Origin of the sequence: Actinomadura logoneensis (genome assembly GCF_003428695.1) — a bacterium.
GTDB lineage: Bacteria > Actinomycetota > Actinomycetes > Streptosporangiales > Streptosporangiaceae > Spirillospora > Spirillospora logoneensis.
The window spans coordinates 1-10716 of record NZ_QURH01000991.1; the positions used below are offsets into that span (position 1 = coordinate 1).

A 10716-nucleotide genomic window follows, 5' to 3' on the forward strand; every position below is an offset into this window, starting at 1 on the left:
CTGCGGCGGCGCGGCGGCCACCGGGGCGGGCGGACGCGGCCGGATCGGCGCCGGACGGCACGGATTGTCCGGGGGCGCGCCTAGACTCGTTCGCTGTGGCAGGCCGGATTCGCAATGAGGACATAGCGCTCGTACGCGAGCGGTCATCGCTCGACGCCGTGATCGGCGAGTACCTCCAGCTGCGGAGCGCGGGCGGCGGCAACCTCAAGGGCCTCTGCCCCTTCCACGACGAGAAGTCGCCCTCGTTCAACGTCACCCCGGCCCGCGGGCTCTGGTACTGCTTCGGCTGCGGCGCCGGCGGCGACGTGATCAAGTTCGTCCAGGAGATCGACCACCTGACCTTCACCGAGGCCGTCGAGCGGCTGGCCGCCAAGGCCGGCATCCAGCTCCGGTACGAGGAGGGCGGCGCGTTCCAGCCCCGGCAGGAGTCCGGGCAGCGGGCGCGGCTGGTCGAGGCGCACCGCGCCGCGGCGGAGTTCTTCGCCGAGAACCTCCGCTCGCCCGAGGGGATGATCGGGCGCGGCTTCCTGTCCGAGCGCGGCTTCGAGGCGGCCGACGCCGAGCGGTTCGGCGTCGGGTTCGCGCCCCGCGAGTGGGAGGCCCTGGTCCGCCACCTGCGCGGACGCGGGTTCGCCGACGCCGACCTGATCACCGCGGGGCTCGCCAAGGAGGGCCGCCGGGGGCCGATGGACCGGTTCCGCGGCCGGTTGATGTGGCCGATCCGCGACCTGTCCGGCGACGTCGTGGGGTTCGGCGCGCGCAAGCTCTACGAGGACGACGACGGCCCCAAGTACCTGAACACCCCCGAGACGCCGATCTTCCACAAGTCGAACGTCCTGTACGGGGCCGACCTGGCGAAGAAGGAGATCGCGCGGTCCCGGCAGGCGGTCGTGGTCGAGGGCTACACCGACGTGATGGCCTGCCACCTGTCCGGGGTGCCGACGGCCGTCGCGACCTGCGGCACGTCCTTCGGGGACGAGCACATCAAGATCCTGCGCCGGCTGCTGATGGACCAGGACGAGTTCCGCGGCGAGGTGATCTTCACCTTCGACGGCGACGCCGCCGGGCAGAAGGCGGCGCTGCGCGCGTTCGAGGGCGAGCAGAAGTTCGTCACGCAGACCTTCGTGGCCGTCCAGCCCGACGGCCTGGACCCCTGCGACCTGCGCGTCCGGCACGGCGACGCGGCCGTGCGCGACCTGGTGGCCTCGCGCACCCCGCTGTTCGAGTTCGTCGTCCGGTCCAAGATCGGCGAGCACGACCTCAACACCACCGAGGGGCGGCTGGCCGCGCTCGACGCCGCCGCGCCGATCGTCGCCCGCATCAAGGACCGCGCGCTCCGCCAGATGTACGCCGTCAACCTCGACCGCTGGCTCGGCATCATGGACGAGCGCTTCGTGCTCCGCCGCGTCCGCGACCTGGCCCAGCGCGAGCAGGCCCGGCGCGGAGGCCAGGGCCCCGGCGGCCAGTCCCGCCAAGGCGGCAACGGCCAGTACGGCAACGGCGGCAACGGCCAGTACGGCAACGGCGGCCAGCGCGGCGGAGGCGGACGCGAGGGCTACGGCAACGGCCAGCGGGGCGGCAACGGCGGACGCGAGGGCTACGGCAACGGCGGCGGTCAGCGCGGCTACGGCAACGGCCAGAACGGCTACGGCAACGGTCAGAACGGCTATGGCGGGGGCCAGCGCGGCAGCCGGCAGGGGTACGCCGACGGGACGCCCGGCCGGCAGGGCCCCTACGACCGGCAGGGTACATATGACCGGCAGGGCTCCTACGGCGGCGACGGCGGGTATGGGCCGTCCGGCAACGGGGGATACGGTCCGTCCGGCCAAGGCCAGGGCGAGACTCCGGGGGATTCGGGGCGGTCCGAAACCCCGGCGTTCGATCCGCACGACCCCGGTGTCGTGCTCGAACGGGAGCTGCTGAAGCTGGTCGTTCAGCGTCCCGCCGTGGTCGGCCCGGAGTTCGACCTGGTGCCCGGCGAGGCGTTCCTCGTGCCCGCGCACGCGACGGTCCGGGGCGTCGTCGGGGCGGTCGGGGGAGTGGCCACGGCGGTCGATCCGGCGGAGTGGATCTCCCGCCTTCTGGAGCAGGCCGCGAACACCCAGGTCAGGGACCTGATCACCATGCTTGGAGTCGAGCCGACACAGTCCGCGTCCGAATCGGATGACCGATATGCGGCGGCACTGCTGGCCCGAATTCAGGAACGCCTGCTCACCAGGCAGATCGGGGACGTGAAATCTAAACTCGGACGGCTGAATCCGGCCGAGCAATCCGAGGAGTACCACCGGCTCTTCGGTGATCTTGTCGCGCTTGAGCAGCAGAGACGGGTGTTGCGGGAGCGCGGGCTTGGATAGCGATAAGTCAAGAGACCGCAAAATGGGTCCTGTGATCTAGGCCCCCGATAACGCAGACTGTCCACGTGGGCCCTTCGGTGCTGCCAAGCGAGGCGCCATCGGTTGACCAGGTGGCGGACCTCGTCGCACGTGGCAGAGAACGCGGCGGTGTGACCGTCGATGACGTCGCTGCCGCACTCGACCGCTCGGACTTGCCGGACGACTCCCTCGAGCGGGTCGTCCGAATGCTCGCGGAACAGGGGGTCGAGGTCCTGGAGTCTCCGCAGGAGACCGAGGACGTCGCGCGAGCAGACGAGACAGATCTCGGCAAGCGGGCGCCGACGAGCGACCTGGTGCGCATCTACCTGAGAGAGATCGGTCGCGTTCCGCTCCTCACGGCAGAAGATGAAGTCGAACTGGCGAAATCGATCGAGGCGGGTCTTTTCGCCGAGGAGAAGCTGGCGCACACCGCCATTCTCTCCCCGGCGGAGCGACTCGACCTCGAACTGCTCTCCCGGGAGGGAATCCGGGCGAAGCAACGTCTGATCGAGGCGAACCTGCGGTTGGTCGTCTCGATCGCCAAGCGCTACGTGGGCCGGGGAATGCTCTTCCTCGACCTCATTCAGGAGGGAAATCTCGGACTCATCCGCGCGGTCGAGAAATTCGACTACACCAAGGGTTTCAAGTTCTCGACCTACGCCACCTGGTGGATCCGCCAGGCGATCACCAGGGCGATCGCCGACCAGGCCCGGACCATCCGGATCCCGGTGCACATGGTGGAGACCATCAACAAGCTGGTGCGCGTGCAGCGCCAGCTCCACCAGGACCTCGGCCGGGAACCGGTGCCCGAGGAGATCGGCCGGGAGATGGGACTGACCGCCGTCCGGGTCGTGGAGATCCAGCGGATCGCCCAGGAACCGGTGTCGCTGCAGTCCCCGATCGGGGAGGAGGACTCCGATCTCGGCGACTTCATCGAGGACTCCGACGCCGTCGTGCCGATCGAGGCGGCGGCGTTCATCCTGCTGCAGGACCAGCTGGAGGACATCCTCGGCACGCTGTCGGAACGGGAGCAGCGCATCATCCAGCTGCGCTTCGGCCTGACCGACGGCCACCCCCGCACCCTGGAGGAGGTCGGCCGCGAGTTCGGCGTCACGCGCGAACGCATCCGGCAGATCGAGTCCAAGACGCTGGCGAAGCTGAGGCACCCCTCCCGCGCCCAGATGCTCCGCGAGTATCTCGACTGAGGCCGTCCCCCCGGACGACCGCGCCCCTACCGGCGCACTGCTCCGGGCCGCGCCCGCGCCACCCCCGGCGAGGACGCGGCCCGGACGGCCGCTCCTCCGCCGACGCGCCACGGCGTCCCCGGCGCTTCCGACGAGCGGACTCCCCGGCCAGGTGCTTCCTGACCGCCACCCTCCGTCCCCGGCTCTGCGGCTGACCTCCACACCCGCACCGACGCCCCGCCACTGAGCTCCGGCGTTCCCGCGCTCCCGCGCTCCGGCGTTCCCGCGCTCCGGCGTTCCCGCGCTCCGGCGTTCCCGCGCTCCCGCGCTCCGGCGTTCCCGCGCTCCCGCGCTCCGGCGTTCCCGCGCTCCGGCGTTTCCGCGCTCTCGCGCTGCCGCCCTTCGGCACTCGGGCGCTCCAGCGCTGCCGCGTTCCCGCGCTTCGGCAGGCTTGCCTCCGCACCCCCGACCGCCGCGATCGTGTTCGGCATGAAGAAGATCGCGGCTGCGGGCGAGTACCGGGTGACCACCGACCCGGAGGAAGCCGATGCCCGTTGAATCCGACACCGCTCCGCGCAGCCGCGACGATCCGCTGTGGTTCACCGAGCTGTACGACCGGCACGCCGTGGACATCCACCGGTACATCGCCGGACGGCTCGGCCAGGAGCACGCCGACGACCTGACCGCCGACGTCTTCCTGGTCGCCTACCGCAAGAGGGCGGACTTCGATCCGGCGCGCGGCACCGTCCGGCCCTGGCTGTTCGGCATCGCCACGAAGGCCGTGACCCGCCACCGGCGCAGCGAGAGCCGCCGGCTCAAGGCGCTCGGCCGGCTGAACGCCGAGCGCGCGACCGACGGCCCCGAGGACCGCGTGGCCGCCCGGGTGGCGGCCCAGCAGGCGGGACCGGAGCTGGCGCGGGCCATCAGGGGCCTGGCCCGGGCCGATCGGGACGTGCTGTTCCTGACCGCGCTGGCCGGGCTCAGCTACCAGGAGGTCGCCGAGGCCCTCGGCGTCCCCAGCGGGACCGTCGGGTCCCGCCTCAACCGGGCCAAGCGCGAGATCCGCCGGGTCCTCGGCGGCGTGGACCCCTCGAAGGAGAACTGATGGAGGAGATCGAGACCGTGAAGCGCATGTTCAGCGAGCCGGGGCCGTCCCCGTCCGCCCTCGCCGCCGGACGGGAGCGCCTCGCCCGCGGAACGCGCGGCCGGACGCGGCGCGCCGGAACGTTCTGGGCCGCGGGGACGGCGCTGGCGGTGGGAGCCGCGGCCGCCGCCGTCGCCGTGGCGCAGGTGGGCCTGGGGAGCGGGGATCCCGGCGCGTCCCGTCCCCACGCCCTCCGGTTGAGCGCCGCCCAGGAGGTCCTGGCGGGAGCCGCGCGCACCGCGGACGGGCAGCCGCTCCTGACCCCCCGGGCGGACCAGTGGGTGCACTACCGGTTCGCCGGCTACGACTCCAAGCGGAAGGCCCATCCGGTGTACCGGGACGAGGGCTGGCAGCGGCTCGACGGCCTCCGGGACGCGAGCCTGGTCGGGGGACGGGTCGTCGTGAGCGGTCCGAGGAGCGCCGGGCCCGAGGCCGCCACCCCGCTCGGGGCGTGGCGCCGGCTCGCGGCCCTGCCGACCGACCCCCGGAAGATGCTGGCCGCCCTGCGCGACCAGCCGGGCCTCACCCCGGACGCCGCCGCCTCGGCCGATGAGCGGGCCTTCGCCAACGCCGCCGAGCTGCTCTGGAACTCCCCGTTGGGTGCGCCGCCGAAGGTGCAGGCCGCGCTGTACCGGGCGCTGGGGACGCTCCCCGGCATCCGCGTCGACCGGACTCCGGACGCGGTGGGCGAGCGGGCGGTCGGCCTGGGCCTGCCCCACACCGTGCAGATCCTCTTCGACCCGGTGACCTACCGGTACCTGGGCGACCGGATGGTGAGCGACGGCGTGCGGAAGGGGCGCCCGCAGCCTCCGGCGGGGATGTCGGAGGCCAAGCGGAAGGCCTGGGAGGCGTGGGCGGCCGATCCGGCGAACCGCCGCGTCCTCCCGGCGGGGGCCCTCGTCAGCTCCCGCCTCCGGACCGGTGTCCAGCTGGTCGGCAAGCCGGGCGAGCGGTAGCGGCGCGCCGACGACACGGGCTCCGACCGGCACGCCCAGCGGCTGATCCTCCTGCACTGGGACGGCTGTACGCGGCCTACGTCCGCTCTGGAGCGGGAGCGGGTGGACGCCCGCGCCGGGTCCCGCACGCACGGGATCCGGCGCGGGGCGGGGCGGGGACCTCGGGAGGAGGTGATGCGAGGGCGGGGGAGGGGAGAAGACGCGTATGTCGGAAGAGGACGGTAGCGTGGGGTGTCATGCTGATCGTGACGACTGACGCGCTGGCCGGATACGCGATCCGGGGGATGCTCGGCGAGGCGGTCGGGGTGGCCGTCCAGACCGATCAGGCGGCGGCTTCCGGGGGCGGGTCCAGCGGGACGTTCCGGGTGAACACCGGCGAGCAGGCGGCGGCCGGGCTGCTGGCGGCGCGGCGGCAGGCGGTCGAGCGGCTGGCCGACGACGCCCGCCGCAAGGGCGCGAACGCCGTGGTCGGGATGCGGCTGGACGCCGTGGCGCTCGGCGCCGGGGGCGGGCACGAGGTGTGCGCGTACGGGACGGCCGTCTGGGTCGAACCCGTCCAGAACGTCCAGAACCAGCCCCAGCATCCTCAGCAGTACCAGCAGGGCGGCCCGGTGCCTCCGTACAACCCTGAGGCCGCGCCCGGCGGGCCGCCGATGGCCGCCCGCAACCTCACCATCGGCCTGCGCGACCCCGGCCGCTGACGCCGGGCCGTCCCCGGCAGGCCGTCGCCGGCGCGGTCCCCGGCCCGCTGTCGCGCGGGCCGTCTCCGGTCCACTGCCGCTGGGGACGTTCCCCGGTATTTCGGGTCTTCGCGGCACAGCGGGACGCGGAGGTTGTGGCCGGGGAAAAAGGGGCCTGGGAGAGGGTGGTTCTTCTCACTGTCCGGCAGGTGACTTGACGTCATGAGGTTAGGTTCAGCTAATTTAGGCAAGCCTTACCAAATAGTCCGTCCTGGAGTCCGCATGCGTTCCTCGTCCCTGCTCGCCCTCGCGGGCGTCTCCGCCCTTTCGGCGTCCCTGCTCGCGGCCTGCGGCGGGGACGACGGCGACGGAGGGAAGGGCGGCGACGCGGTCAAGGTCACCGCGTCGGACAGCGCGTGCGAGGTCGCGAAGACCGAGCTGCCCGCCGGGAAGATCACCTTCAAGGTCTTGAACAAGGGCTCGCAGGCCAACGAGTTCGAGATCCTCCGCCCGGACGGCAAGATCATCGCCGAGCGGGAGAACATCGGCCCCGGCACCACGGTCAACTTCGTCGTGAACCTGTCCGCCGGCGACTACAAGGCGCTGTGCAGCGCGGGCCAGACCGGTAAGGGCCCCTCCCGCGACATCAAGGTCACCGGGTCCGGCGGCGCCGCCGGCACGGCCGACCCGCGGCTGACCGACGCCGCCTCGGAGTACAAGACGTTCGTGCTGGCGCAGGTGGACGACACGATCGCCAAGGCCCAGAAGTTCGCCGACGCCGTGAAGGCGGGCGACGTGGCGAAGGCCAAGGAGCTGTACGCCCCGTCCCGGATGGGCTGGGAGACGATCGAGCCGGTCGCGGAGAAGTTCGGCGACATCGACCCGAAGATCGACGCGCGGGAGGCCGACCTGAAGCCCGCCGAGAAGGCGGACTGGTCCGGCTGGCACCTGCTGGAGAAGGCCCTCTGGAAGGACGGCTCGGTCAAGGGCAAGGAGCAGTACGCCGACCGCCTGATGGCCGACCTGAAGAACCTCAAGGGCCAGATGGCGACGCTGGCCATCGACCCCGTCAACGACATGGCGCACGGCGCCAAGGAGCTGCTGGACGAGGTCGCCACCGGCAAGGTCACCGGTGAGGAGGAGGCGTTCAGCCACACCGACCTCTGGGACTTCAAGGGCAACGTGGACGGTGCGAAGAAGGTCTACGACCTGCTCCGCCCGGTCGTCCGGCAGAAGGACGCGCAGCTCGCCCAGGACCTGGACGAGAACTTCGCCGCCGTCGAGAAGCTGCTGGCCAAGTACCGGAAGGGCGACGGCTACGTCTCCTACGACACCGTGCCCGCGGCGGAGCGCAAGTCCCTGGGCGACGCCGTGAACGCGCTCGGCGAGCCCCTGTCGAAGCTCGCGGGAGCGGTGGCCAAATGATCGGTGGCGGTCGGACGAACGACGGCGGGAGCCCGGCGGCCGGCGGTGAGAGCGTCGCGCGTGGCGCCGCCGCGGGTGCGGGCGGGCAGCGGACGGACCGTCCGGGGGCGGGCGGGACGCCGTCCGGCCGGATGTCCCGGCGCCGGATGCTCGGCTTCGGCGGCGCGAGCCTGCTCGTGGGCGCGGCGGCCGGGGCCGGGATCGACCGCGCCGTGGCCGCCGCCGACGAGGGCGACGCCACGACCTCGTCCGCCGTCCCGTTCCACGGCCCGCACCAGGCCGGGATCGCCACGCCCGTCCAGGACCGGCTGCACTTCGCCGCGTTCGACGTCGTGACCGGCGACCGCGCCAAGCTCGTCCGGATGCTGAAGGAGTGGACGGCCGCCGCCGCCGCGATGACCGCCGGCAGGCCCGTCGGCGCGGGCGCGGTCGGCGGCCCCGAGGTGTCCCCGCCGGACGACACCGGCGAGGCGCTCGGCCTCCCGCCGTCCCGGCTGACCCTGACGATCGGGTTCGGGCCGACCCTCTTCGAGAAGGACGGCAAGGACCGGTTCGGGATCAGGGACAGGCGCCCGGCGGCCCTGGTGGACCTGCCGCACTTCCCCGGCGACAACCTCGACCCGAACCGCAGCGGCGGCGACATCGCCGTCCAGGCGTGCGCCGACGACCCGCAGGTGGCGGTGCACGCGATCCGCAACCTGGCGCGCATCGGGTTCGGCGTCGTCGCGGTCCGCTGGTCGCAGCTCGGGTTCGGCAAGACGTCCTCCACCACCCCCGACGCGCAGACGCCGCGCAACATGTTCGGGTTCAAGGACGGCACCCGCAACGTCGCCGGAACCGAGACGTCCGCCCTGGACCAGCACATCTGGGCCGCCGGGCGGGACGGCGCGGACTGGATGGCGGGCGGCTCCTACCTCGTCGCGCGCCGCATCCGCATGCACATCGAGACCTGGGACCGCGCGTCCCTCGGCGAGCAGCAGGACGTCATCGGCCGGGACAAGAACGAGGGCGCCCCGATCGGGCGGCGCCGCGAGCACGACCCGGTCGACCTTCCCCGGCTGAAGCCGACCGCGCACGTCCGGCTGGCCCACCCGGACTCCAACGGCGGCACCCGGATCCTGCGCCGCGGCTACTCGTTCACGGACGGCTCGGACGGCCTCGGACGCCTGGACGCGGGCCTGTTCTTCATCGCCTTCCAGCGCGACCCCCGCACCGGGTTCATCCGGATCCAGAACAATCTGGCGACCGATGCCATGAACGAATACATCCAGCACGTCGGATCGGGTATCTATGCGTGCCCGCCGGGTGTCCGCGAGGGCGGCCACTGGGGCGAGACCCTGTTCGGCTGAGAAGTCCCGCGGGACCGCCCGCCGTTCGGCTGAGCGGCCCCGCGGGGCCGTCCACCGGGCGGCGGCCTCCCGCCTGGGCCGTCCGGCGGACTCCCGCCCGGGCCGTCCGGCGGGCGCGGACGCCGGACGGAAACGATCAAGCCGAGGAGCCGATCGCCGTGGGAGCGGATAGCATCGCCAGTGCGTCGAGAAACGTCCTGTCGTCGGCGTCCGGCCGCGTGTCGCACGGCCGGCGGCCGGTCCGTCGACTCCGAGGAAGTGGTCCGTGATGGGTGCTGCGCTCAGTGGAGCGGGCGGCGTCCCCGTCGCCGGATCCGCCCCGCCCCCGACGCTGTCGGTGGGCTTCGGCTGGACGCCGCCGCCCGACCCCCGCGCCGACTTCGACCTCGACGCCTCGGCCCTCATGCTGGACGACGCGGGCGTCGTCCTGTCCGAGGACCACTTCGTCCACTTCAACAACCCGCGCAGCCCGGACGGCGCGGTCGAGCACCGTGGACCGGTCCCGGACGGCCGCGGCGAGACCATCGACGTGGACCTCGCCGCCGTGCCGGACCGCTGCGCCCGCATCGCGTTCGCCGTCTCGGTCTTCGACGCGGCCAACCGGGGGCAGAGCCTCGGCCAGGTCGGGACGGTGTCGGTCCGGCTCTCCCGGCGTCCGGACGGGGCCGCTCCGGTCCGGCACGACGTGGCGGTCCGCCCCGACGACCCCGCGACGGCGGTCCTGCTCGGCGAACTGACCCGCCGCGACGACTGGGCGTTCCACGCGGTCGGCCGGGGCTACCCGGGCGGCCTGCGCGAGATCGTCCTCGAGCACGGCCTGGCGGCCCGATGACCCGCCGCACCTCCCACCGACCCTCGACACGGAAACCGGGCGCATGATCCTACGCACCTTCGGCTGGTCCCTCGCCCTCACGGCGGCGGCCCTGCTCGCCGCGCTGGCCTACCAGGGGCCCGAGGCGCTCGCCCTGGTGGCGATCCTGGCGGTCCTGGAGATCTCCCTGTCGTTCGACAACGCCGTGGTCAACGCCAAGGTGCTCGACCGCATGTCGCCGTTCTGGCAGAAGATCTTCCTCACCATCGGCATCGCGGTCGCGGTGTTCGGCATGCGCCTGGTGTTCCCGCTGGTCATCGTGGCGCTGACGGCGAAGCTGAGCCCGGCGCGGGCGTTCGACCTCGCGCTGTCCGAGCCGCACCGGTACGAGACGATCATGCGGGACGCGTATCCGATGATCGCCGGGTTCGGCGGCGCGTTCCTGCTGATGCTCTACCTGAACTGGGTGTTCGAGGACCGCGAGCTGCGCTGGCTCGGCCCGGTCGAGCGGACGCTCGCCCGGTTCGGCCGCCTCGAGCAGCTCCCCGTCGTCGTCACCGGCGGCGTGCTGGCGCTGGTCTCCGGCCTGGTCGCCGACGACCCGGCCGAGGTGATGATCGCGGGCGTGCTCGGCATGATCACCTACATCCTGGTGGACGGCCTCGGGGAGATGTTCTCGGACGCGGGCGACGACGAGGACGAGGAGCCCGGCGCGTCCGCCGCGTCCGCCGCGGGCGGGGACGGCGAGGGCGCGAAGGCCCGGCGCGGCGGCCCGAGCAGCGCCGCGCTCGCCGC

At 72.9% G+C, this 10716-nt stretch carries 9 protein-coding genes; all 9 read left to right on the forward strand.

The features are described 5' to 3' along the window. Positions 1-95 precede the first annotated feature (95 nt). A complete protein-coding gene (gene dnaG / locus DZF91_RS42440; protein ID WP_117361113.1) occupies positions 96-2354 on the forward strand; it encodes a DNA primase in 2259 nt (752 codons plus the stop codon). Positions 2355-2431: 77 nt separating this feature from the next. Beyond that, complete coding sequence (gene rpoD, locus DZF91_RS33840; RefSeq protein WP_199487080.1) at positions 2432-3577, forward strand: RNA polymerase sigma factor RpoD; 1146 nt, start codon at positions 2432-2434, stop codon at positions 3575-3577. 526 nt (positions 3578-4103) lie between these two features. Continuing rightward, the gene (locus DZF91_RS33845) at positions 4104-4661 is read left to right on the forward strand and encodes an RNA polymerase sigma factor (protein WP_117361115.1); all 558 of its coding nucleotides are present in this window, start codon (positions 4104-4106) and stop codon (positions 4659-4661) included. Further along, positions 4661-5656 (forward strand): CU044_5270 family protein, encoded by a 996-nt coding sequence (locus DZF91_RS33850; protein ID WP_117361116.1) that lies wholly within the window; start codon positions 4661-4663, stop codon positions 5654-5656. The genes DZF91_RS33845 and DZF91_RS33850 overlap by 1 nt, the downstream gene beginning before the upstream one ends. A 236-nt stretch (positions 5657-5892) precedes the next feature. Next, the gene (locus tag DZF91_RS33855) at positions 5893-6357 is read left to right on the forward strand and encodes a heavy metal-binding domain-containing protein (RefSeq protein WP_117361117.1); all 465 of its coding nucleotides are present in this window, start codon (positions 5893-5895) and stop codon (positions 6355-6357) included. 261 nt (positions 6358-6618) lie between these two features. Continuing rightward, on the forward strand, positions 6619-7761 hold the full coding sequence (gene efeO / locus DZF91_RS33860; protein WP_117361118.1) for an iron uptake system protein EfeO: 1143 nt from the start codon (positions 6619-6621) through the stop codon (positions 7759-7761). Then, a complete protein-coding gene (gene efeB / locus DZF91_RS33865) occupies positions 7758-9110 on the forward strand; it encodes an iron uptake transporter deferrochelatase/peroxidase subunit (protein ID WP_117361119.1) in 1353 nt (450 codons plus the stop codon). The genes efeO and efeB overlap by 4 nt, the downstream gene beginning before the upstream one ends. A gap of 268 nt (positions 9111-9378) precedes the next feature. Further along, positions 9379-9942, forward strand: a complete 564-nt coding sequence (locus DZF91_RS33870; protein ID WP_117361120.1) for a TerD family protein — start codon at positions 9379-9381, stop codon at positions 9940-9942. Positions 9943-9985: 43 nt separating this feature from the next. Continuing rightward, the coding region (locus DZF91_RS33875) for a DUF475 domain-containing protein (RefSeq protein WP_117361121.1) at positions 9986-10716 on the forward strand (731 nt) is incomplete at its 3' end.

What these genes read in the sequence shown, in the direction of transcription:
- efeB (WP_117361119.1), top strand. Translation starts at nt 7,758, where the DNA reads ATGATCGGTGGCGGTCGGACGAACGACGGCGGGAGCCCGGCGGCCGGC.
- DZF91_RS33850 (WP_117361116.1), top strand. Translation starts at nt 4,661, where the DNA reads ATGGAGGAGATCGAGACCGTGAAGCGCATGTTCAGCGAGCCGGGGCCG.
- DZF91_RS33855 (WP_117361117.1), top strand. Translation starts at nt 5,893, where the DNA reads ATGCTGATCGTGACGACTGACGCGCTGGCCGGATACGCGATCCGGGGG.
- efeO (WP_117361118.1), top strand. Translation starts at nt 6,619, where the DNA reads ATGCGTTCCTCGTCCCTGCTCGCCCTCGCGGGCGTCTCCGCCCTTTCG.
- DZF91_RS33870 (WP_117361120.1), top strand. Translation starts at nt 9,379, where the DNA reads ATGGGTGCTGCGCTCAGTGGAGCGGGCGGCGTCCCCGTCGCCGGATCC.
- DZF91_RS33845 (WP_117361115.1), top strand. Translation starts at nt 4,104, where the DNA reads ATGCCCGTTGAATCCGACACCGCTCCGCGCAGCCGCGACGATCCGCTG.